This window comes from Jiella sp. M17.18 (assembly GCF_041027365.1).
Classification (GTDB): Bacteria; Pseudomonadota; Alphaproteobacteria; order Rhizobiales; family Rhizobiaceae; genus VKMB-3413.
On the sequence record NZ_JBFTEH010000001.1, the window covers coordinates 116,047 to 136,981 of the forward strand.

Below are 20,935 nucleotides of genomic sequence, written 5' to 3' on the forward strand. Positions count from 1 at the left end.
AGGAACGAACCTCATGCCCGGCTATGGCTTCACGGAGCAGTTCGATATTCCGCTGCTGCTCGTCTACCTGTTCTTCTTCTTCTTCCTCGGGCTGGTCTTCCACCTGCGGCAGGAGGACAAGCGCGAGGGCTATCCGCTGGAGAGCGACCGGACTGACCGCACCGGCGGGCGGGTCCAGGTCGTCGGTTTCCCGCCGCTGCCCAAGCCCAAGGTGTTCAAGCTGATGCATGGCGGCGAGACGATCGTGCCGCGCCCGCATCGCGACCGCGAGCTGAACGCCTTTCCGGCCTACGAATTCCCCGGCGCGCCGATCATGCCGGCGGGCGACCCGCTGGTCGACGGCATCGGGCCGGCGTCCTATGCGCTGAAGGCTGACACGCCGGACCTCACCGTCGACGGGTCGCTGAAGCTCGTGCCGATGCGCAACCAGCCGCACTACTACATCGAGGAGACCGATCCGAACCCGATCGGCATGACCGTGGTCTCGCGCGACGGCCTCGTCGTCGGCACCGTCGCGGACCTGTGGCTCAACTCGCACGAATATCATGTGCGCTATCTCGAGGTTGAGCTGAACGCCGAGACCGGCGGCCGGCGCGCCATGGCGCCGCTCGCCTTCGCCGCGATCAAAGGCTGGCGCGGCGAGGTGCACTTCTCCTCGCTCACCCGCGCGCAGTTCTCCCGCATCCCGCCGCTCGCCAGCGAGAACCAGATCACCATGCGCGAGGAAGACCGCATCAACGGCTATTTCGCCGGCGGCGCCTTCTTCGACGGCGCGACGATCAAGGACGCCCTGTCATGACCGAAGAGCTCGACGAATTCGACCACTTCAAGCCCGTCGTGGCCGAGGGCGAACTGCCCGCCGGCGAGCGCATCCTCTGGCAGGCGCGCCCGGACTGGTGGCGCCTGGCGCTCGGGGCCTTCCGGCTCAGGGCGATCGTCGCCTACTTCCTGGTCTTCGCGCTCTGGCGCCTCGGCGTGACGCATCACGACACCGGCTCCTGGGCGACGGGGCTGGCGGATGCGGCGCCGATGCTGCCGACGCTCGGGGTGGCGATCGGCCTCGTCATGCTGCTCTCCTTCCTCATCGCGCGCGCGACCAGCTTCACCCTCACCGAGCGGCGCCTGGTGCTGCGCTTCGGCGTGGCGCTGCCGGCGCAGCTGAACATCCCGCTGAAGGACGTCGATCACGCCGCCGTCCGGCTCTATGCCGATGGCAGCGGCGACATCCCGCTGACGCTGCCGAAGAAGGGGCGCCCGTCGTACTTCCAGCTCTGGCCCTACGCCCGGCCGTGGCGGTTCTTTTCCGCCGAGCCGATGCTGCGCGCGGTCCCCGACTGCGCCGAGGCGGTGCGGCTGATCGCCGGCGCCCTGGCGGCGACGCAGGGCGGCCAGCGCGTCGCCGTGCCTGTGCCGCGGGAGCGGTCCGAGCGGCTGCCGAGCGGCCATCCGGCAGCAGTCTGAACGCAGGTCGCGAGACGGAGGCGAGACGATGAAAGCTCTAGCGGCGGCGATGCGCAGCGGCGCCTTCAAGATGTATCCGACGCCGGAGCGGCCGATCCCGCGCTGGATCCTCGCCGGCGCCGGGGCGCTCGCGGTGACCGCGCTCGTCTCCATCGGCTTCGGCCGGGTCACCGGGATCGGGCTCGCCGACACCCCGCAGCTGAAGTCGCTCGCGCATCGCGACATCGCGCTCAGCGAGCATCCGGACGGCAGCGTTGCCGTGATCGACGCCGACAGCCGTCAGGCGCTGATCAGCGTGCCGGCCGGCGGCGGCGCCTTTGCCGTCGAGGTGCTGCGCAACCTTCAGCGCAACCGCGCGCGCAAGGGCGCCCGGGAGGGAGATCCGTTCGTCCTCGCGCTGAAGTCGGACGGCCGGCTGGTGATCGAGGATCCGGACACCCCGCAGCAGGTGGATCTTCGCGCCTTCGGCGAGAACCAGGCGATGGCCTTCGCCAATCTTCTGAATCCCGAGCGGGAGGAGGGACAATGATCGATCGACTTTTCAGTGGCCGGCAGGAAGACGTTTCCTGCACGGTGGAAGTCTCGAATACCTTCGACAGCCTGCACGCCCATGTCCGCTTCGACGGGGGCGTGACCGTCGAGCCCGGCGACGAGGTGCTCGTCCACGGCGCGCCGGTCGCCGTGCCCTATGGCGAGACCGCCTCCTTCCGCCGCACCGCGACGATCCGCCGGGCCGGATGGCTGGAGCGGACATGGACGCGGCTGACCGGCGATCTCGAATTCATGGAACTGTGCGAATTCTCCTTTTCCGAAAGGGCAGCCCTATGAACGCGCATGCAAGAGTCGCCGGCGCCGCGCCGCTCGGCGGGACAGCGCCGAACGAGACCACCCGCAAGGCGCAGGAAGACACGCTGCTGACGCCGCGCTTCTACACCACCGACTTCGACAAGCTGGACAAGGTCGACGTCTCCGGCGTGCGGCGCGAATGGGACGCGCTGATCGCCGAGATGAAGTCCGACCCGAACCGCGGGCATTTCCGGCGCGACGAGAACTGGAACACGGTCTCGCTCGACGACCTGCCGGAGGGCCTGCGCAAGGAGTTCGTCGATTTCCTCGTCTCCTCTCTCACGGCGGAGTTCTCCGGCTGCGTGCTCTATAAGGAGATGAAGCGGCGCGGGACGAACCCCGACATCTGCGAGCTGTTCTCCTATATGAGCCGCGACGAGGCCCGCCATGCCGGCTTCATCAACGATGCGCTCAAGGAGTTCGGGATCGGCGTCAATCTCGGCTTCCTGACCAAGGCGAAGAAGTACACCTTCTTCCAGCCGAAGTTCATCTTCTACGCGACCTACCTGTCCGAGAAGATCGGCTACGCCCGCTACATCACCATCTTCCGGCATCTGGAGAAGCATCCGGAGAACCGGTTCCACCCGATCTTCAAGTGGTTCGAGAAGTGGTGCAACGACGAGTTCCGCCATGGCGAGGCCTTCTCGCTGCTGATGCGGGCGGAGAAGAAGACGCTGGAGGGGCGCAACAAGCTCTGGATCCGCTTCTTCCTGCTCGCCGTCTTCGCGACGATGTATGTGCGCGACCACGCCCGGCCGGAGTTCCACAAGGCGCTCGGCATCGACCCCTCGGACTACGGCTTCAAGGTCTTTCGGATCACCTCCGAGATCTCGCGCCAGGTCTTCCCGGTGATGCTCGACATCGACGATCCGCGCTTCCGGGCGGGCCTCGACCGGCTGCTGACGATCAACGACGACATCGCAGTGGCTGCGGCGCGCGGCGGCATCGCCGGCAGGATCGGCACCTGGACCGGCAAGGCGCGGGCGGCGGCGACCTTCGCGCGGCTCTTCATGCTGCCGGTGAAGCGCAATGCCATCCCACGGGACAGCAAGCTGGTCCCGGTCTGGTGAGCACTCTTCGGGCGCCGCCCTTCCGGCGCGCGCCCGTCTCTTCTCCCGCCGCGGGGCCGACATGGCCGCGCCTCGGCTCATCTGGAGACGCGACATGACCGCCTATCTCTATCCCGCTCTGTTCGCCCTGTTCGTCTGGTGGGCGTCGACTGTCCTGATCATCTATCTCGACGGGCTGAAGCGCTGGACCTTCAAGTATTCCATGGTCGGGGCGACCATCGTCTTCGCGGTCTCGCTAATCGGTCTCTACACCTCGGCGCGCGACGCCTCGGTCACCGGCGCCTACCTCGCCTTCACCTTCGGCCTTCTGGCCTGGGGCTGGCAGGAGATGAGCTTCTACATGGGCTACGTCACCGGGCCGCGCAAAGCGCCGTGCCCGGAGAACTGCCGCGGGCTGAAGCATTTCGGCCATGCCGTGCAGACCAGCCTCTACCATGAGCTGGCGATCATCGTCGCGGCCGGAGCGGTCGTCGGGCTGACCTGGGGGGCGCCGAACCATATCGGCCTGTGGACCTTCATGGTGCTGTGGTGGATGCACCAGAGCGCCAAGCTCAACGTGTTCTTCGGCGTGCGCAACCTCAACGAGGAGTTCCTGCCGGAGCATCTGGAGTTCCTGAAGGGCTTCCTCAACAAGCGCTCGATGAACCTGCTCTTCCCGTTCTCCGTCACCATCTCGACGGTGATCACGGCGCTGCTCGTCGTCGCGGCGACGTCGGCGGACGCCTCGATGTTCGAGCGGGCGGGCTACACCTTCCTCGCCGTCCTGATGGCGCTGGCGATCCTCGAGCACTGGATGCTGGTCCTGCCGATGCCGGCGGGCGCGATCTGGTCGCCGGCGCTGAAGTCGCGCGGCGAGCGCACACCCTTCGAGGCCGAGATCGTCGTCGGCTTCCTCGGCGCCGGCAAGACGACGACGCTGCGCCGGATGCTGGCCGAGGCCGATCCGGACGTGAAGACCGTCGTTCTCGTCAACGACTTCGGCGAGCTCGGCATCGACGGGTCGCTGCTCGAAGGGCAGGGCGCCGACGTCGTGGAACTGTCCAACGGCTGCATTTGCTGCTCGCTGCGCAAGGACCTCTCGGCGCAGCTGCGCGAGGTGGTCGCGAAGATGAAGCCGCAGCGCGTGCTGATCGAGCCGTCGGGCGTTGCCGACGTCGCCTCGCTGCTGCGCGTCCTGCACGAGCCGGAGATCCGCGCGCTGACCAGAGCGCTCCGGCTGTACACGGTCATCGACGCCGGCGCGTTCCTGCGCGATTTCGCCCGCATGCCGGACTATTTCCGCATCCAGGCCAAGCTCGCGCCGGTCTTCATCCTCAACAAGACGGACCTCGTCTCGGCCGGCGAGGTGGAGACGATCCGCGAGACGCTGACCGGACTGAATCCCGCCGCGACCATCCTCACCGCGCGCTACGGCGTCGTCGACGGCGCGCTCGATCCGGCGACGGCGCTCGCCCGGTGGAGCGAGGCCTCGGACGAGGAGGCGATGGACGCGCCGCGCCGGGCGGTTCGCCATGCCGAAGCGCAGCCGGCGGCGGCGCTCGCGCCCCGCGAGCCTGCAGGGACAAGAAATGGACATGCGCCGCACGCGGCCGATGCCGCCGGCCACGCCGAAGCGCACGATCATGATCATGCCCATTCCCCTGGCCATGGACCGGTGCACGGCGATCATCATCCGGCTGGCCATCATCATGGCGCCGCTGCGGCCGACCGGCACGATCACGCGATCCATTCGCACGATCATCACGACCACCATGACCATGATCACCACGATCACGACCATGCGCACCACGGCCACCACCACGACGAGCCCGGTATGGGAATGACGTCCTGGAGCCGGCACCTGTCGCAGGACCTCGACGGGGACCGCCTGCGCGCGACCTTGGCCGAGGTCGTGGCCGGCCGGGCCGGGACCGTCGACCGGATGAAGGGCATCGCCCGGACGGAAACCGGCTGGCTGCGCTTCGACGTCGCCGGCGGCCGCGCCTCGATCGCCGCGCATGTGCCGCAGCGGGACGAGAAGCCCCGGGCTCTGGCGATCGGCAGCGAACTCGACCTCGCCTGGCTCGACCGCGCCTTCGCGGTCTCCGATGGTGCGGCAGTCGGTGAGGACCTGGCCGAGCGGCTGCCGGTTCAGCCGACCATCGACACCCCGGCGGCGAACGTCCTGCCGGCGGAGTGACGCGGCCCGGCTGAGGGCGCCGCGCCGGCGCCCGGCGGTGCGCTGCAATCGGAATGACGGAGACGACGGACCGCCGGCCGTCGTCTTTTTCGTTGCAGACCTCTCAGAGCGCCATCTCGTTGTCGTCGTCTTCGAGGCCGTCGCGATGGCTGCCCGAGGCGGCGATGGCGAAGCTGAGGACGCCGACGCGGCCGGCAATCATCAGGACGACCATCGTCAGCTTGCCGAGCGTCGAGAGGTGATGCGTGAGGCCGAGGCTGGTGCCGACCGTGCTGAGGGCCGAGATCGCCTCGAACAGGACCGCGTCGAAGGGGGCGTCGGGCTCGGTCAGGAAAAGCACCAGCAGCCCGGCGAGGAGCAGCAGAAGGTAGGACGTCAGCGTGGCGGTCGCGATCTGCAGCTGCGCCGTCGGGATCGAGCGACCGAACAGCCGCGCGCTGGCCCGGCCCTTCTGCACCGAGCGCACCAGAGCGAGGAGGGCGGCGAAGGTCGTGGTCTTGATGCCGCCGCCGGTGCCGGCCGGCGAGGCGCCGACGACCATCAGGAACATCAGGACGAGCAGGCTCGCCTTCGACAGCGTCCCCAGCGGCACGGTGTCGAACCCGCCGGTGGTGGAGTTCACCACCACCTGAAAGAACGCCGTCATCAGCCGCTCGGCCGGCGGCAGGACGGCGAGGGCGGGATCGATGACGAAGAGCAGGAGGGTGCCGCCGGCGATCAGCGCCAGCGTCACCCGGACGATGACGGTGCTCGCGAGGCCCGGCTCCCGCTCGCGTCCGGCGAGGCGCTTCGTGGCGTCGACGACGACGATGAAGCCCATCGCGCCGAGGAGGCAGAGGACGGCGATGACGAGATTCACGCCGACAGCGCCGCGGAAGGCCTCGAGACTGTTCGCCTGCAGGCTGAGCCCCGCCGTGCAGAAGGCCGAGATCGCATGGAAGATCGCGCTCCAGGCCGGCGCTGAGACCTTGGCCGCGGCGAGGAAGGGATAGAGCGCGATCGCGCCCACCGCCTCGCAGGCGAGGGTGAACAGGATGACGGAGCGGATGAAGGCCTTCGGCTCGATCGAATCCGGCAGCGCGAAGGCCGTGCGCGCCGCGTCCTCGCGCGTGCGGCTCATGCGGTTGCGGATGGCGAGGAGCGTGAACGAGCCGGCCGTCATGTAGCCGATGCCGCCGAGCTGCATCATCAGCGCGATGACGATCTGGCCGAAGAGGGTGTAGCTGCCTGCGATGTCGATCGTGGACAGCCCCGCCGTCGAGACCGCCGAGACGGCGATGAAGAGATCGTCCGCGGCTCCGACGGGCGTTTTATGCGCGAAGGGCAGCGACAGGAGGATCCAGCCGGCCAGCATGTAGGCGAGGTAGCCGAAGAGCAGCCAGCGTGCCGGCTTCGAGGAGCGGCGCGGGATCTTCGCGGGGGCTGCCCGCCCGCCGCCGAAGAACCGCAGGCTCAAAAGCTTCCGGGCGAGCTTCGTCACGCGCCTTCGCGCCTCGCCGGAACCGGGCAGAACGCGGGGGCGAAGAGCGTCCCCGCTGCCACGACCGCGCCGCAGCCCATCTCGACCTCACCCAAGCTCGACCATCCCCGCCTGTCCCGCCGCCGGCTCCCGGGGCGTGCCGGCGGATATAGCGGCGAGGGATGCGCCGAGGAGGGACGGAGGACGGCCACCGTGCAGTCCGCTCGTCGCATAGAAAAGGCGGGCGCCCTGCGACGCCCGCCCTGGTCGTTCAACGTTTGCAGCGCCGCTACTGGTAGCGGGTGGTGGTGCCCTGGGCCGGGCCCTTGCCGGGAGCGCTGCCGCCGGCCGGTGCCTGGCCGTCCGGCTTGGGAACGGCGACGCCCGGAGCCGGCGCGGCGCTGTTTCCTTGCGAACCGCCTGTGCCGGCGCCGGTTGCCGACGGCGCTGTGCCGTTCGCCTGCGGCGCGGGATTGGCCCCGGCCGGCTCGACCCGCGTCTTCGCCAGGGGTTCCGCCGCCGGATTGTTCGCGCCGCTCGGCGCCTGCGGATGCAGCGGCGCGGCCTCGGGCGACTTCTCCTGTTCCTCCGGCGTCTTCTTGCCCTGCGTCTTGTCGGCCGGCAGCTGCGTGCTCGGCGGCAGGCCCGTATCCGGTGCGTTGGCCGTGCCCATCTCCTGCTTCGGCTCCATCGGCGTGCCGGGGGCGAGATATTGCGGTTTCGAGTTCATCGGGGCTTGTGTCCCGGTCGGCTCGGGTGCCGGCGGCGAGACGTTCTTCTCCTGCGGCACCGGGGTCACGGTGCCGCCGAGATTGGGACTGCCGATGGTCTGCGGCGGGTTCGCCTGCGACTTGTAGTCGGCGCCGCTCTGGCCGCTCTGGCCGCCGCCCGGAACGGCGACGCCCGGCGGTGTCTTGGCGCCCTGGCTGCTGCCGGCAGGCGCGACCGACTGCTCGATCGCCTTCTTCGAGACCGGAGCGGGCATCGGCGCCGGCTGGGGCTTCTGATCGCTGCCCGAGACGGCCACCGGGATCGCCTTGCCGAGCAGGATCGCCTGCTTCGGCGCGGGATCCGGCGCCTTGCCGTCCTCGGTGAGGCCGGCGAGGTAGTGGTCGAGCAGGCGGTAACCGCCGAGCGGCTTGTTGTTGCCCTCGTGGCAGGTGCCGCAGGCGATCTTGGCGGGGTCGCCGAGCGGGCCCTTGCGCTTGGCCGGGAAAACGGTCTTCAGCGGCTCGATGTAGTTGGTGTTGAGGTCGCGGGCCATGCGGATGCCCCAGAAGGCGATCCAGCGATAGGGCGTCGACTGCGACCAGTCGAAGAAGGCCCGCGAGCTGTGGCAAAAGGTGCAGTTCACGCCCATCGACTGGGCCATCTGCATCATCAGGAGGTAGAGGTCCTCGGCGTCCTGCTCCTTGGCGACCTCGGCCTTGCCGCGGAACGAGACCAGCGGATCTTCCGACTGGATCTGCGCGCTCTTGTGGTCCTCCATCAGATATTCGTTGTACGGCACGTCCGGGAAGAACTGCCGGATGGTCTTCGCCTCGAGATGCCAGGGCCGCGGCTTGCCGAGGAAATGGTCGCCGGACGGCTTCTTCTGCTCGTACCAGGTCCAGGGCGGCACGTTCTGGCCGCGATGGCAGGTGTAGCAGGTGACGCCGGAGGGGGCGACGTGCTGGGCCCAGTGCGAATTGATGTAGCGCACCATCTGCAGCATGCGACGCGCCACCTTCTTAGTGTAAAGGCTGTCGTCGGCGAAGCCCGCGTCCGAGTTGAGGTTGTGGCAGTATTCGCAGCCCTGCTTGGGCGCGACCCAGGAGGTCATCGCCAGCATCAGCCGGGTGAACTCGGCGTCGGTCAGATCGCCGAGCACCTGGACGTTCTGGTAGACGGTGCTCGCCTTCGGGCTGCCGGTGTTGTCGGCCGGCTCCAGCGGCTCCGGCTTCTCCGAATAGGGCAGCGGCCGGCTGTCCTTGAACTGCACCATTTCGAGCGCTGCCGGGCCGGTCTCGATCGACTGGATCGGCGGGATGACCCAGGGCGGCACCATCACGCCGACGCAGAACAGGGCGAGGGCGATGATGCCGACGACGATGGGGGCGGATCTCAGCCTGGCCGGTCTCATTGCACCACACTCCGCGTCACGTCATGCGGGATCGGGAAGGCCGGGTAGACCGACGGGTAGCTGGGCGCGATGCCGTGCTTGACGCCCCACAGATACCAGTTGTCGACGACCGTGCCGGTGAGCAGGACGCCGATCGCCCCGCAGAACGTCGTCAGCACCGCGAACCACCAGGCCCAGCGATGGATCGATTCAAACGTCGCGTTGAAGCCCATTGTCCAGCGCCAGAACAATGCGCCGCGCTCGGCCGCCGTGCCGCGGTCGACGATCTCCTCGGCCTCCCGCTCGCCGCCGAAGCGCGAGACTGCGAGGATCGTCGCGCCATGCATGGCGAACAGCATGGTCGAGCCGTAGAGGAAGACGATCGAGAGCATGTGGAACGGGTTGTAGTACCAGTTGCCGTAGAGCACCGAGACCGAGGCCGTCCAGTTGAGGTGGGTGATGATGCCGAAGGGCACCGCCTCCGACCATGACCCCATCAGGATCGGCCGGAAGAAGCCGAGCGAGAGGTAGAGGAAGATCGCGGAGGCGAACGCCCAGGAGGTGTGGGTGCCCATGCCGATCGCCCGGGCCCTGATGTAGCTGCGCGCCCACCAGAGCAGGATCGACATGGTCAGGAAGAAGCCGGCGAGCAGCCACCAGCCGCCGTCGCCGAGGGGGATCAGGATGTTGAGGCCGTACTTCGCCGGCGGGGGATCCAGCGACAGGAACGGCAGGTTGCGCACGAAGGCGTAGGGATCCCAGTCCACCGAGGCCCACATGTTGAGGCCGATGATCTCGATCGCCATGAAGCCGAAGGCGAGCGAGGCGATGCCGGTCCAGCCGAGATAGAGCGGCCCGAGCTGCGGATCGCCGATCTTGCCGAGCCAGTAGGAGAAGTTCTTCGCCTGGATCCGCGGCAGTTCGCCCGGCCGCATCGGCACGCCCGGGTCGAACGGCCCGCGGATCTGGATGCGGTTGTAGATGCTGGAATAGGAGCCCATCGCGCCGTCCCCCTCTAGTAGGCGATGTTGCCGATGGCGGCAGGGGTCTTCAGGAAGAAGTCGAAGAAGTAGGGCCAGCCGCCGTCCCAGAAGGGACCGGAAATGATGATGCAGACCGCGCTCCAGAAGCCGGCGTTCAGCGCGAAGAACAGGCCGAGCCGGTGGATGCCGTAAGGGCCGATCGAATAGAAGATGTAGTCGCGGAAATAGGCGTTCTCGTGCTCGCCGTATTTCACCACCTCGCCCTTGCCGGGATTGACGGCGGCGAGGATGACGCCGGCATGCAGGCCGAGGAACATGGTGGTGGTGAAGAAGAAGGTCACCGCCAGCATGTGCGCCGGGTTGTAGTGGAAGTGCAGGAACTGGTAGCCGACGCTCGACACCCAGTCGAGATGGCTCATGATGCCGTAGGGAAAGCCGTGACCCCAGGCGCCGAGCAGCAGCGGGCGGATCACCACCAGCGACAGATAGGCGAAGAACGCGACGGAGTAGGCGATCGGGACGTGCCAGCCGATGCCGAGCTTGCGGCAGATCTCGATCTCGCGCAGCGCCCAGGATGCGAAGGCGCCGCAGGCGCACATGGTGACGATCTGCCAGATGCCGCCCTCGTTGAACGGGGCGAGGCCGAGGCCGTACTTGATCGAGGGCGGGTTGACCGAGAAGGCGAAGATGTTGGTCTCGCCGCTCTGGCTGATGTCGTAGAAGATCAGGAGCGAGCCGAGGGCGGCGAAGAAGATCGCCGTGACGCCGAAGAACCCGACATAGAAGGGCCCGACCCAGAAGTCGAAGAGGTCGCCGCCGATCAGCGTGCCGCCGCGCACGCGGTATTTTCGCTCGAATGACAGCATCGCCATGGCGTGGCCCTTCCTGAAATGGACGAGATCAGTGCGGGACGGCGGCGAGAGGCCGCCGCCCCGATGCTTGGCGGACGTCGACGCTCAGGCGTCGGCGTTCGGGGTCATCAGCTGGCCGGTCTGCTGCGCGTTGCCCGGCGGGACCGGATTGGCCAGCCAGTTGAACCGCGCGGTCGACAGCAGGATGAAGTGGATCAGCAGCGCGAGCACCAGAAGGAAGGTGAACAGGCCGATCAGGGCCCGCCGCGGATCGAAAAGCAGCCACATGCGCCACATGGTTGCGCCTCCTTAGGAGATCATCGTGAGGAGGGGGTGCACCACGTCGAGAGCCGACACATGCACCGTGTCCGGGGTCTGCAGCCAGGGCCGCCAGAGCCAGACGAGGATGTGCGCTACGATCGCGATGCCGACGAAGACGGCGAAGGAGAGGAAGAAGAGCGAATTGAACTCCTGCGCCTCCCTTTCCGTCAGGCCGGAAAGCGTTCCCGCCTCCCGTCCGGCTACGAGGTTTTCTGCCATGTTCCTTTCTCCTTGGTTCGACTGCCTTCGTGTGGCGGCCGGGATGCCCCGGTCGCCGCGCTCGAAGCTTCAAATTCCCGCGCGCTATCGCATGAAGGCGTAGGGGAGGACCGAATGCGCGGCCGCCCGCGCGTCGCCGATCACCTGGAAGTAGCCGCCGCGCTCGATCGCGATCGGCCGCAGCCGCGAGGGGAGAATGCGGGAGATCAGCGCCACAGCCAGGAACAGCGGGAAGGAGAGCGCGTAGATGATCCGGTATTCCTGCCGCTCCGAGCGGAAGAGGGCGCTGCCGGCATGGTTGACGAGGCTCATCGGACGGTCTCCTGTTCGGCCTTGGTTGCTGGCTGTGTCGAAGGGCGGGTAAGGGCGCGGGGAAGCCGGCTCATGCGGGTTCCTCCGCGGCGAGACGGGCGGCCGGAAGGTGGCGGCGGTCGACGGTCGGGCGCCCCTCGGCGCGTGCGGCGGCCTCCGCCGCATCGCGCAGGCGCCTTGCCGCGGAAATCCTGACGAGAACCGGCTCGCGGGAGACGGCGGCCTCCAGCGCGGCGCTCGCATCGGCCGACCAGGCCAGCTCCGCATGACGCCTTGCCGGGGTGGGCGCCACGGCGTCCATCTCGGTGCCGAGCGGCAGGATGTGGAAGAGCGCGTCGAACAGCGCGTTGCAGACTTCCTGAACGAGGTAGGTCGCGCCGGAATAGCCCATGAAGGGCGTGCCGGTGTGCCGCCGGATCGCCGCGCCGGGGAAGGACGCCGGAATGAAGGTGCCGCGCCCGCCGGTCTCGGCGAGATACATGCGCTCGTTGTAGCTGCCGAAGAGGACGAGCGGCGGCGTCTCGCGGACCATGCGGCGGACGTCGTCGTTCAGCGTCTTCTGTCCGGCGAGCCTCGGAACGGCGAAGCGGCAGGGAAGGCCCATCTCGTCTTCGAGGAAGTGCCGGATCCCCCTGGCATAGGTCTCGTTGGCGACGACCGCGAAGCTCGCCGTGCCGAAGAAGTCCTGCGTCACCGACCGCCAGAGGTCCCAGAGCGGCTTGATCGTCGTGTGCTTCTCGCGGGCGATGAAGGGCTCCGGGTCGAGCCCCAGCATCTCGCCGAGCGTGCGCAGGAAGGCGGTGGTCGAATGCAGGCCGATCGGCGCCTGCAGATAGGGCCGCTCCAGCGCCTCGCAGAGCTGCCGGCCGTATTCGCGGTAGAGGCAGACATTGGCATCGGCCATCGTCAGCTTCGGGATGTCGGAGAGATGCGCGCCGAGCGGGAAGGCGAGGTTCACCTCGGCGCCGATCCCCTCGATCAACCGGCGGATTTCGGCGAGGTCCGAGGGCATGTTGAACATGCCATAGGCCGGGCCGATGATGTTGACCCTCGGCTTCTCGCCGTCCTTGCGTTCACGCGGCGCCGGGATCCTGCCCTTCTTCGGGCCGAACTCGGTCAGCAGCCACTTCAGCGCCCGGTCGGCGCACTGCCACTGGTCCTCGTCGATGGTGCGCGGCAGGAAGCGCTTGAGGTTGGTGCCTTCGGGCGTGACGCCGCCGCCGATCATCTCGGCGATCGAGCCGGTGACGACGACCGCCGGCTGCGCCGGGTCGAGCGTCGCATGTGCCCGCTTCATCGCGCCTTCCGTGCCGGTCTGGCCGAGGTTCTCCTCCGACAGGCCGGTGACGACGATCGGCAGCTCGTGCGGCGGCAGCGCGTCGGTGTAGTGCAGCACCGAGGTGACCGGCAGATTCTCGCAGCCGACCGGGCCGTCGACGACGACCTGCAGGCCCTTCACCGCGGTGAAGACGTAGACGGCCCCCCAGTAGCCGCCGGCACGATCGTGATCGAGGACGAGCATCTAGGCGTCCCCCATGCCGGCATCGTAGGAGGCGGTCTTCGACTTCACCCCGATCTTTACGTCGGCCCTGATCTTCGGCTTCTTCGGCGCCGGCGGGACGTCCTCCCAGATGCCGCTGGTGTGCCCCGACCCGACGCCGTCAAAGAAGGCGAGCATCCTGTCGAAGCGGGGCTTGGAGGCGATCGCGCCGTTGACGACCTCGGCGAGCGAACCGGCGCCGGCCGGTCCCATCAGCGGGCGGGCGGAAATGAGGTTGGTGAAGTAGAGCGCCGGCGTGCCGGACTGCTTGGCCTTCTGGACGACCGGCGTCGTGCCGATGGCAAGGTCGGGCGCAAATTCCGCGAAGGCCGCGAGGTCGTCTTCCAGCGAGGCGCGGAACTTGACGTGGACGCCCTTCGCCTCCAGCCACTCGCGATCGGGATCCGACCAGGCCGTGCGCGGGCAGGCGGTGCCGACATAGCGCAAATCCGCACCGCTCTCGACGAGCAGGCGCGCGACGAGAAGCTCCGAGCCCTCGTAGCCGGACAGGGTGATCCGGCCCTTGATCGGCGAGCCGGCGAGCGCGCCGCGGATCGCCGGGAGGATGGCATTCTGGGTGGCGGCGATCCTCTCGGCGGGAACCTCCGCGGCTTCGCCGACCGCCTTCAGCCAGGCCGCGGTGCCGTCGACGCCGACGGGCGCGGAACCGACGACCGTGCGGCCGGCCGCTTCGAACTCGCGGATCGAGGCGGTGTAGAAGGGGTGGATCGCGGCCGCGACGGTGCAGTCCAGCGCCGCGTAGAGCTCGCGCCATTCCCGCGTCGGCACGACCGGCCCGGCGGCAAGGCCCATCGGCTCGAGCAGCCGGCCGATCACCATCGGGTCGGCCGGGAACATCTCGCCGAGAAGCGCCACAGACGGCCTGTCGGTGCGCGGCTGGCGCGGTGCGGCGACCGGCCCCTGTTCGGCCTCGCCGCGGGCATAGGCGAGCATTGCCCCGGCGAGGATGTCCTTCGCTTCGGCATGGGTCGGCACGCCGAAGCCTGGCACGTCGATGCCGATGATCCGCACGCCGTCGATCGATTTCGGCAGGAGCCGCAGCGGCACGCCGGAAGCGGTCGGGACGCAGAGATTGGTGACGACGATGGCGTCGTAGAGCGCCGGGTCGGCGAGCTGGTGCACCGCCTCGCGGATGTCCTCGAACAGCTTGCCGGTGACGAGCGTCTCCGAGTTGAACGGGACATAGCCGACGGTGCGCCGGGCGCCGTAGAAATGCGAGGTGAAGGTCAGGCCGTAGACGCAGCAGGCCGAGCCGGAGAGGACCGTCGCGGTGCGGCGCATCCGAAGACCCACCCGCAGCGAGCCGAAGGCCGGGCACATCGACTGCGGCTGGTCGTGCGGGCCGACGGGATAGTCCCTGGCGTAGCGGTCCAGCGTCTCGCTCTGGCCGGCCTTCGCCGCCGCAGCGCGCATCTGGTCGCGGCCGGCATGGCAGGATGCGTCGCCCTCCGTCGCCGGCCGGGCAGAGGAAACGCTGGGCGCAGCGTCGGCGCGCGCCGGCTCGGCGGGCGCGTCCGCTAGGCGGTCGGTGTCGATGTCGCGGGAGCCGTAATCCATCGGAGCCGCCTCACGCGTTGTCGTAGACGACTTCGAGGGACGGGCGCTGCACCACCGGCCGGCCCATCATGTCGGAGAGGCTCGCCGGCTGCAGCTGCACGTCGCGGCCGGTCTCCTCGTCGCCGAACAGGCCGAGCAGCCCGTCCTGGTCGAGCGGAGTCGGATGCAGGGGTGGCGCCTCGGCGACGTTGGTCGCGAGCGTCTCGAACAGCGGCGCCCAGCGGCCGCCGGGCTTGCCGACGATCTGGTAGTTCGCGCTCTTCTTGCGGATGTCGTCGTCGGCGGGGATGGCCGACAGGATCGGAATGCCGACCGACTTGGCGAAGGCGGCGGCTTCGCCGGTGCCGTCGTCCTTGTTCACCACCATGCCGGCGACGCCGACATTGCCGCCGAGCTTGCGGAAATATTCCACCGCCGAGCAGACGTTGTTGGCGACGTAGAGCGACTGCAGGTCGTTGGAGCCGACGACGATGACCTTCTGGCACATGTCGCGGGCGATCGGCAGGCCGAAGCCGCCGCAGACGACGTCGCCGAGGAAGTCCAGGAGGACGTAGTCGAAGCCCCAGTCGTGGAAGCCGAGCTTCTCCAGGAGCTCGAAGCCGTGGATGATGCCGCGCCCGCCGCAGCCCCGGCCGACCTCGGGGCCGCCGAGTTCCATCGCGAAGACGCCGTCGCGCTTGAAGCAGACGTCGGAGATGTCGACCTCCTCGCCGGCCGCCTTCTTGGCCGAGGAGGTCTGGATGATGGTCGGGCAGGCCTTGCCGCCGAACAAGAGCGAAGTGGTGTCGGATTTCGGGTCGCAGCCAATGAGCAGGACGCGCTTGCCCTGGCTCGCCATCATGTAGCTGAGATTGGCGAGGGTGAACGACTTGCCGATGCCGCCCTTGCCGTAGATCGCGATGATCTGCGTCTCCTTGGTGACCGGGGCGGTGGACACCGCGTCCGGCCCCTGCGCCGCCTCGTCGCGCAGGCGGGCCACCATGTCGGCGGTCGAGCCGCTCGCGGTCTTGATGTTAGTCAGAGCGTTCATGCGTTCGCTCTCCAATCCAGGGTCATTTTCAGGCAGTCGGCGTCTTCGAACGCCGTGCGATAGGCCGCTTCGGCATCGGCCGGACGGCTGCGATGGGTCAGGATGCCGCCGAGCGACAGCCGGCCCTCGGTCAGGAGCGCAGTGACGGCGGCCATGTCGTCGGGCCGCCATTCCGCGGCGATCGTCAGGCGCGCCTCGCGCATGAAGGCCGGGGGGAAGGCGAAGGCGACGGGCTGCTTGTAGAAACCGGCCAGCACGATCTCGCCGCCGCGCGCCAGGTGCGGCATCAGCTTGTCGAGGATGCCGCTGTCGCCGGAGACGTCGAGGATCGTGCGGTAGTCGCGGCGGTCGTCGTCCGCGGGGTCGACGACGTCGTAGCCGGCAGAGCCGCCGCGCCGGGCAGAAGCCGTCTCCCAGACGGTCGCTCGGCCGCCGAGGGATCTGACGATCCGGGCGGCCAGCCGGCCGAGTGCGCCGTGGCCGACGATCAGTTCGGGGAGAGAAGCACCGGCGCGCACCGCATGGTGGGCCGTCGCGGCCAGCGCCAGGAGGACGGCCTCGTCGCCGAGGGCCTCGGGCACGGGAACGACCCGCTGCTCCGGCACCAGCAGATGCGAGGCGGAGGCGCCGAACAGGCCGCGGGCGCCGGAAAAGCCGTTGGAGCCGGGGACGAAGACCCGGGTGCCGAGGGGCAGGCCGCCCTCTTCGGCAGTCTCCGCCACCATCCCCACCGCCTCGTAGCCCGGCACCAGCGGGTAGCCGAGCCCGGGGAAGGGCGGCATCTCGCCGGTGAACAGCAGGCGCTCCGTTCCCGTGCTGACGCCGGAGGCGGCGACTTCCACCACGACGTCGCCGGCCTGGCGCGCGTTCAGCGCCAGGCGCCGGGCCGACAGGTGGCCGGGGCGGTCGAACAGGATGGCATGGGACTCGGTCGGCACGATGCGTGCTCCTCGCTAACGACTGTAAATCTACATTGACACTTGCGACTGTCAACTCAATCAGACGCTGCGGCGCGGCAATTCGCCGAGCAGGATGCGGGTCGCCACCGGCAGGGCGGTGGGGATTTCCCTGACGCGATAAAGGCCTGCGGCATTGAGGAGCCGTCCAAGCTCTTTCGGCGTGCGCGCCCGGCCGCGGCCCATGGCGAGCAGGTAGAAGCCGAAATACGCGTCCGCGACCGGCGCCGAATGGCGGCTGCCGGCCATCGGCTCGGCCACCATGACGATGCCGCCGGGCTTCAGGCCCTCGCGGATCTTGGTGAGGAGGCGGACGACGGCGTCGTCCTCGTGGTCGTGCAGGATGCGCACGAGGCTGACGAAGTCGTAGCCTCCGGGGAAGGGCGTTTCGAAGAAGTCGCCCTCATGGACGGTGATCCGGCCGCCGAGGCGCGCGTGCGACAGGCGTTGCCGGGCGATGGCGGCGACCGGCGGCAGGTCGAAGAGGTGGAGGTCGATCGCCGGATAGCGCTGGGCGACCTTCTGCAGGAAGCGCCCGTCGCCGCCGCCGATGTCCAGCATCGTCTTCGCCCAGGAGAAGTCGTAGGAGGACAGCACCTCGTCGGCGACGAGGTCCTGGCTCGCCGACATGAGATCGGTATAGGCCGCGGCGTCGAACTCCGGCGCTTCGCCGGCCGCTTCGCCCTCGTGCTCGGGCTGGCGGCCCGCGGCGTAAGGCCACAGCCGCGACAGCGCGGTCTCGGAGGTTTCGCCCTTCAGCAGCGCGACGGGGTCGCGCAGATCGTCGTAGAGCGCGCCGTGATGGCGGATCATCGCCTGCGCGCCCGGATTGGCGACCAGCGCGGCGCCGAGGGGCCCGAGGCCGTAGAGCGTCTCGTCGTCGGAATCGTCGATCTCGACGAGATCGAGCGCTGCCGAGGCGCGCAGCAGGCGCCGGGCGGCATCCTCGCCGAGCCCGGTCGAAGCGCAGACCTCGCCGAGCGTGCGCGGCCGCTCGGCCAGCCGGTCGTAGAGCCGGAGTTCCACGCCCGCCGAGAGGATCTGCGAATAGACGAAGCCGGCCGTCAGGTCGAACAGCCGCCGCGAGGCGCGCCGCGCGAAGGGCCGCGTCAGGAAGGACCGTGCCGCACGGATCTGGAAGCCGCGGTCGGACAGCTGCGCATTGCGGTAGCGCTGCCAGCCCTCGCGCCAGGGGCGCGTCAGCCGGCGCAGCTCGCGGATCGGGTCGGTCCAGTCGAAAGCCCGCTCGGGGGTGCTGCGGGGATCGGCATTCGCCGGTCGCTCGTCCGTCTGAGACATAGGCGTCAAACCTCTTGGACGGATCAAATTGTCAAATCAATTGGACATCCATGGCGCCGCTATGTCAATCTGCGCTGACGATGGCCCAGAGAAATTCGGTGCGCACGGTGATCGTCGGAGCCGGCGTCGCAGGCCTTGCCGCAGCGGTGCGGCTGGCGGCCGGCGGCGCCGCGGTGACGGTCCTGGAGAAGGAGGGCAGGCCCGGTGGCAAGCTGCGGACGGCGCTCGTCGAAGGGCGGGCGGTCGACGTCGGCCCGACCGTCTTCACCCTGCGCGACGTCTTCGACGACATCTTCGCCGCCGCCGGCGAGCGGCTCGACGACCACTTGACCCTCGAGCGCTCCGAGACGATCGCGCGGCATGTCTTTTCCGACGGCTCGCGGCTCGATCTCTTCGCCGATGCCGCCCGGTCGGAAGAGGCGATCGGCGACTTTGCCGGCGCGCGGAGCGTCGCCGAATACCGCGCCTTCTGCGCCCGGGCGCGGGACGTCTACGAGACGCTGGCGCCGATCTTCATGCGCGCCGAACGCCCCTCGGGCCCGCTCGGCCTCGTCGCGAGGGCCGGACCCACGGGACTGCCGGCGATCCTGAGGATCGGCGCCCAGACGACGCTCTGGAAGGCGCTGTCGGCAGAGTTTTCCGATCCGCGCCTGCGGCAGCTCTTCGCCCGCTACGCCACCTATAACGGCTCCTCGCCCTTCGCGGCGCCCGCAACGCTGATGCTGATCGCCCATGTCGAACAGGAGGGCGTCTGGCTGATCGAGGGCGGCATGCACAGGCTGGCGGAGGCGCTGGCGGCGCTTGCGGAACGTTGCGGCGCGACGATCCGCTGCGGTGCGGATGTCGAGGCGATGGAGACCCGAGCCGGACGCGCAACCGGTGTGCGGCTTGCCGGCGGCGAGGTCGTCCCCGCCGACGTCGTGCTGGCAAACTGCGATGCCGGCGCTCTGTCGGACGGGCTTTTCGGCGAGGCCGCGCGACGCGCCGTCGACCCGCCGATCCAGCGCTCGGAACGCTCGCTCTCGGCCTTCACGATTGCCCTTGCCGCGCGCACGGAGGGCCCCGACCTCCTGCGCCACAACGTCTTTTTTTCTCGCGATTACCGCCGGGAGTTCGACCGCATCCTGTCCGGCCGCGCGCTGCCGGACGATCCGACCGTCTATGTCTGCGCGTCCGACCGCGACGGCGAGGGCGCCTTGTCGGCGGAGGCTGCGCAAGCCGGGACCGAGCGGCTCTTCCTGATCATCAACGCGCCGGCCGACGGCGATTTCCGGCCATTTTCGGCAGAGGAGGTGGAGCGATGCGCGAGCGCGGCGTTCTCCAGACTGGCGGAATCGGGTTTGCGGGTGGCGCCGCCGCCCGGCTCGATGCACCGTTCGACGCCCTCAGACTTCGCGAGGCTGTTTCCGGGGACGGGCGGAGCGCTCTACGGGCGGGCCTCGCATGGGTCGACGGCTTCGTTCCGGCGCCCGGGCGCCCGCACCCGGCTGAAAGGCCTCTATCTGTGCGGCGGCAGCGCCCATCCGGGGGCGGGCCTGCCGATGGCGGCGCTGTCGGGGAAGATCGCGTCGGACGCTATTCTTGCGGACCACGCTTCGACCAGAGCGTCCCGCCCGGCGGCTATGCCTGGTGGTATGTGGACGCGCTTTCGGCCGACGGAGCCTTCGGGCTGACGCTGATCGGCTTCGTCGGCAGCGTCTTCTCGCCCTATTACCGCCTCGCCGGGCGGCGCGACCCGGAGGACCACGTCGCGCTCAACGTCGCCTTCTACGGCCCCCGCGCCAAGCGCTGGACGATGACCGAGCGCCGGCGCCCGGCGCTGTCGCGCGACCCGCGCACGCTCTCCATCGGCCCGAGCACGATGCACTGGGACGGCGCCGGCCTGACCGTCGACATCGACGAGGTGAGCCCGCTGGTGCCCTACCGCGTGAAGGGCCGGGTCCGGCTCTATCCGGAAGCGGTGGTGAACCATCCGGTCGTGCTCGACGGGGAGGGGCGTCACTGCTGGTGGCCGATCGCCCCCTGCGCCCGCGTCGAGGTCGATCTGGAAAAGCCGGATCTCTCCTGGTCCGGCAGCGGCTATTTCGACTTCAACACCGGCGAGGTGCCGCTGGAGCAGAGCTTCCGCCGCTGGAACTGGTGCCGGGCGAGCGTCGCTGACGGCACCGCCGTCCTCTACGACCTCGTCGACCGCGAGGGGCAGGACTGCTCGCTGGCGATCCGCTTCGACCCCGCAACCGGCGTCGCCGACTTCGCGCCGCCGCCGCCCGCCGCCCTGAAGCGCAGCTTCTGGCACATGCATCGCTCGACGCGCTCGGAGGCGGCTGCGGGCGCCCGCGTGGTCGAGACGCTGGAGGACTCGCCCTTCTACGCGCGCTCGGTGGTCGCGACGCGGCTGCTCGGGCGCGACGTCACCGCCATGCACGAAAGCCTCGACCTCGACCGCTTCGCCCGGCCGCTCGTGCAGGCCATGCTGCCCTTCCGCATGCCGCGGCGGTTCGTCTGAGGAGGCGGGATCGCCGACGGGAGGCCCGCGTGCGGCCGCGATCCGGCGCAGCGGAGCCGGCTCCCGCTCGTTCGCCCGGTAAGATGGCGATCGACCGGGCGACGTAACGCCGCGGCCCGCTCCGGCGAACAGCTGCGTGAGGCCCTTGACCGGCGCCGCATCCCCGCGATGTCCCCGCCTGACGATCGCCGGGCGGTGCGCCGCCGGCAGGCCGAATGCAGGAG

At 69.2% G+C, this 20,935-nt stretch carries 20 protein-coding genes; 8 read left to right on the top strand and 12 right to left on the bottom strand.

The annotated features are described in order from the left end of the window. Positions 1 to 13: 13 nt before the first annotated feature. From puhA to puhE, 6 genes are all read left to right on the top strand, one after another. Positions 14 to 799, top strand: a complete 786-nt coding sequence (gene puhA / locus AB5S17_RS00550) for a photosynthetic reaction center subunit H (RefSeq protein WP_369235051.1) — start codon at positions 14 to 16, stop codon at positions 797 to 799. After that, positions 796 to 1,461 carry a photosynthetic complex putative assembly protein PuhB gene (gene puhB, locus AB5S17_RS00555; protein WP_369235053.1) on the top strand — a complete coding sequence of 222 codons (666 nt, stop codon included), beginning with the start codon at positions 796 to 798 and terminating at the stop codon, positions 1,459 to 1,461. Before puhA ends, puhB begins: the two co-directional genes overlap by 4 nt. 28 nt (positions 1,462 to 1,489) lie before the next feature. Next, positions 1,490 to 1,990 carry a photosynthetic complex assembly protein PuhC gene (gene puhC, locus AB5S17_RS00560; protein ID WP_369235055.1) on the top strand — a complete coding sequence of 167 codons (501 nt, stop codon included), beginning with the start codon at positions 1,490 to 1,492 and terminating at the stop codon, positions 1,988 to 1,990. Next, the gene (locus tag AB5S17_RS00565) at positions 1,987 to 2,289 is read left to right on the top strand and encodes a hypothetical protein (RefSeq protein ID WP_369235057.1); all 303 of its coding nucleotides are present in this window, start codon (positions 1,987 to 1,989) and stop codon (positions 2,287 to 2,289) included. The genes puhC and AB5S17_RS00565 overlap by 4 nt, the downstream gene beginning before the upstream one ends. Next, a complete protein-coding gene (gene acsF, locus AB5S17_RS00570; RefSeq protein WP_369235059.1) occupies positions 2,286 to 3,377 on the top strand; it encodes a magnesium-protoporphyrin IX monomethyl ester (oxidative) cyclase in 1,092 nt (363 codons plus the stop codon). Before AB5S17_RS00565 ends, acsF begins: the two co-directional genes overlap by 4 nt. Positions 3,378 to 3,471: 94 nt before the next feature. Continuing rightward, the gene (gene puhE, locus AB5S17_RS00575) at positions 3,472 to 5,556 is read left to right on the top strand and encodes a putative photosynthetic complex assembly protein PuhE (protein ID WP_369235061.1); all 2,085 of its coding nucleotides are present in this window, start codon (positions 3,472 to 3,474) and stop codon (positions 5,554 to 5,556) included. A 103-nt stretch (positions 5,557 to 5,659) separates the two neighbouring features. Here puhE and AB5S17_RS00580 read toward each other — a convergent pair whose 3' ends face one another. From AB5S17_RS00580 to AB5S17_RS00635, 12 genes are all read right to left on the bottom strand, one after another. Continuing rightward, positions 5,660 to 7,036 carry a TrkH family potassium uptake protein gene (locus AB5S17_RS00580; RefSeq protein WP_369235063.1) on the bottom strand — a complete coding sequence of 459 codons (1,377 nt, stop codon included), beginning with the start codon at positions 7,034 to 7,036 and terminating at the stop codon, positions 5,660 to 5,662. A gap of 268 nt (positions 7,037 to 7,304) precedes the next feature. Beyond that, positions 7,305 to 9,137, bottom strand: coding sequence for a photosynthetic reaction center cytochrome PufC (gene pufC / locus AB5S17_RS00585; RefSeq protein ID WP_369235065.1), 1,833 nt, complete (start codon positions 9,135 to 9,137; stop codon positions 7,305 to 7,307). Further along, the gene (gene pufM, locus AB5S17_RS00590; protein WP_369235067.1) at positions 9,134 to 10,117 is read right to left on the bottom strand and encodes a photosynthetic reaction center subunit M; all 984 of its coding nucleotides are present in this window, start codon (positions 10,115 to 10,117) and stop codon (positions 9,134 to 9,136) included. Before pufM ends, pufC begins: the two co-directional genes overlap by 4 nt. A 14-nt stretch (positions 10,118 to 10,131) precedes the next feature. Beyond that, on the bottom strand, positions 10,132 to 10,971 hold the full coding sequence (pufL, locus tag AB5S17_RS00595) for a photosynthetic reaction center subunit L (protein WP_369235069.1): 840 nt from the start codon (positions 10,969 to 10,971) through the stop codon (positions 10,132 to 10,134). 84 nt (positions 10,972 to 11,055) lie between these two features. Further along, the gene (gene pufA, locus AB5S17_RS00600; protein ID WP_369235071.1) at positions 11,056 to 11,247 is read right to left on the bottom strand and encodes a light-harvesting antenna LH1, alpha subunit; all 192 of its coding nucleotides are present in this window, start codon (positions 11,245 to 11,247) and stop codon (positions 11,056 to 11,058) included. Between the two features lie 12 nt (positions 11,248 to 11,259). Beyond that, entirely contained in the window at positions 11,260 to 11,490 is a 231-nt protein-coding gene (gene pufB / locus AB5S17_RS00605; RefSeq protein WP_369235073.1) for a light-harvesting antenna LH1, beta subunit, read from the bottom strand. A gap of 84 nt (positions 11,491 to 11,574) precedes the next feature. Continuing rightward, the gene (locus tag AB5S17_RS00610; protein ID WP_369235075.1) at positions 11,575 to 11,802 is read right to left on the bottom strand and encodes a hypothetical protein; all 228 of its coding nucleotides are present in this window, start codon (positions 11,800 to 11,802) and stop codon (positions 11,575 to 11,577) included. A gap of 70 nt (positions 11,803 to 11,872) precedes the next feature. Further along, complete coding sequence (gene bchZ / locus AB5S17_RS00615) at positions 11,873 to 13,324, bottom strand: chlorophyllide a reductase subunit Z (RefSeq protein WP_369235077.1); 1,452 nt, start codon at positions 13,322 to 13,324, stop codon at positions 11,873 to 11,875. After that, complete coding sequence (gene bchY / locus AB5S17_RS00620) at positions 13,325 to 14,920, bottom strand: chlorophyllide a reductase subunit Y (RefSeq protein WP_369235079.1); 1,596 nt, start codon at positions 14,918 to 14,920, stop codon at positions 13,325 to 13,327. 10 nt (positions 14,921 to 14,930) lie between these two features. After that, complete coding sequence (locus AB5S17_RS00625; RefSeq protein ID WP_369235081.1) at positions 14,931 to 15,950, bottom strand: chlorophyllide a reductase iron protein subunit X; 1,020 nt, start codon at positions 15,948 to 15,950, stop codon at positions 14,931 to 14,933. Further along, a complete protein-coding gene (bchC, locus tag AB5S17_RS00630; RefSeq protein WP_369235083.1) occupies positions 15,947 to 16,888 on the bottom strand; it encodes a chlorophyll synthesis pathway protein BchC in 942 nt (313 codons plus the stop codon). Before bchC ends, AB5S17_RS00625 begins: the two co-directional genes overlap by 4 nt. 60 nt (positions 16,889 to 16,948) lie before the next feature. Continuing rightward, positions 16,949 to 18,205, bottom strand: coding sequence for a methyltransferase (locus tag AB5S17_RS00635; RefSeq protein ID WP_369235085.1), 1,257 nt, complete (start codon positions 18,203 to 18,205; stop codon positions 16,949 to 16,951). Between the two features lie 80 nt (positions 18,206 to 18,285). Between AB5S17_RS00635 and crtD the strand changes: the two genes are divergently transcribed. Together crtD and AB5S17_RS00645 are read left to right on the top strand one after the other, a co-directional pair. Beyond that, entirely contained in the window at positions 18,286 to 19,878 is a 1,593-nt protein-coding gene (gene crtD, locus AB5S17_RS00640; RefSeq protein WP_369235087.1) for a 1-hydroxycarotenoid 3,4-desaturase CrtD, read from the top strand. Continuing rightward, positions 19,842 to 20,711 carry a carotenoid 1,2-hydratase gene (locus AB5S17_RS00645; protein ID WP_369235089.1) on the top strand — a complete coding sequence of 290 codons (870 nt, stop codon included), beginning with the start codon at positions 19,842 to 19,844 and terminating at the stop codon, positions 20,709 to 20,711. The genes crtD and AB5S17_RS00645 overlap by 37 nt, the downstream gene beginning before the upstream one ends. Positions 20,712 to 20,935 lie beyond the last annotated feature (224 nt).

Bases quoted from the DNA above. Each gene is read 5' to 3' on its own strand.
- pufL (WP_369235069.1), bottom strand. From the start codon at position 10,971: ATGGCGATGCTGTCATTCGAGCGAAAATACCGCGTGCGCGGCGGCACG.
- AB5S17_RS00635 (WP_369235085.1), bottom strand. From the start codon at position 18,205: ATGTCTCAGACGGACGAGCGACCGGCGAATGCCGATCCCCGCAGCACC.
- AB5S17_RS00625 (WP_369235081.1), bottom strand. From the start codon at position 15,950: ATGAACGCTCTGACTAACATCAAGACCGCGAGCGGCTCGACCGCCGAC.
- bchY (WP_369235079.1), bottom strand. From the start codon at position 14,920: ATGGATTACGGCTCCCGCGACATCGACACCGACCGCCTAGCGGACGCG.
- AB5S17_RS00565 (WP_369235057.1), top strand. From the start codon at position 1,987: ATGATCGATCGACTTTTCAGTGGCCGGCAGGAAGACGTTTCCTGCACG.
- pufM (WP_369235067.1), bottom strand. From the start codon at position 10,117: ATGGGCTCCTATTCCAGCATCTACAACCGCATCCAGATCCGCGGGCCG.
- pufA (WP_369235071.1), bottom strand. From the start codon at position 11,247: ATGTGGCGCATGTGGCTGCTTTTCGATCCGCGGCGGGCCCTGATCGGC.
- AB5S17_RS00610 (WP_369235075.1), bottom strand. From the start codon at position 11,802: ATGAGCCTCGTCAACCATGCCGGCAGCGCCCTCTTCCGCTCGGAGCGG.
- pufB (WP_369235073.1), bottom strand. From the start codon at position 11,490: ATGGCAGAAAACCTCGTAGCCGGACGGGAGGCGGGAACGCTTTCCGGC.
- puhC (WP_369235055.1), top strand. From the start codon at position 1,490: ATGAAAGCTCTAGCGGCGGCGATGCGCAGCGGCGCCTTCAAGATGTAT.
- crtD (WP_369235087.1), top strand. From the start codon at position 18,286: ATGGCCCAGAGAAATTCGGTGCGCACGGTGATCGTCGGAGCCGGCGTC.
- acsF (WP_369235059.1), top strand. From the start codon at position 2,286: ATGAACGCGCATGCAAGAGTCGCCGGCGCCGCGCCGCTCGGCGGGACA.
- pufC (WP_369235065.1), bottom strand. From the start codon at position 9,137: ATGAGACCGGCCAGGCTGAGATCCGCCCCCATCGTCGTCGGCATCATC.
- puhB (WP_369235053.1), top strand. From the start codon at position 796: ATGACCGAAGAGCTCGACGAATTCGACCACTTCAAGCCCGTCGTGGCC.
- bchZ (WP_369235077.1), bottom strand. From the start codon at position 13,324: ATGCTCGTCCTCGATCACGATCGTGCCGGCGGCTACTGGGGGGCCGTC.
- puhE (WP_369235061.1), top strand. From the start codon at position 3,472: ATGACCGCCTATCTCTATCCCGCTCTGTTCGCCCTGTTCGTCTGGTGG.
- puhA (WP_369235051.1), top strand. From the start codon at position 14: ATGCCCGGCTATGGCTTCACGGAGCAGTTCGATATTCCGCTGCTGCTC.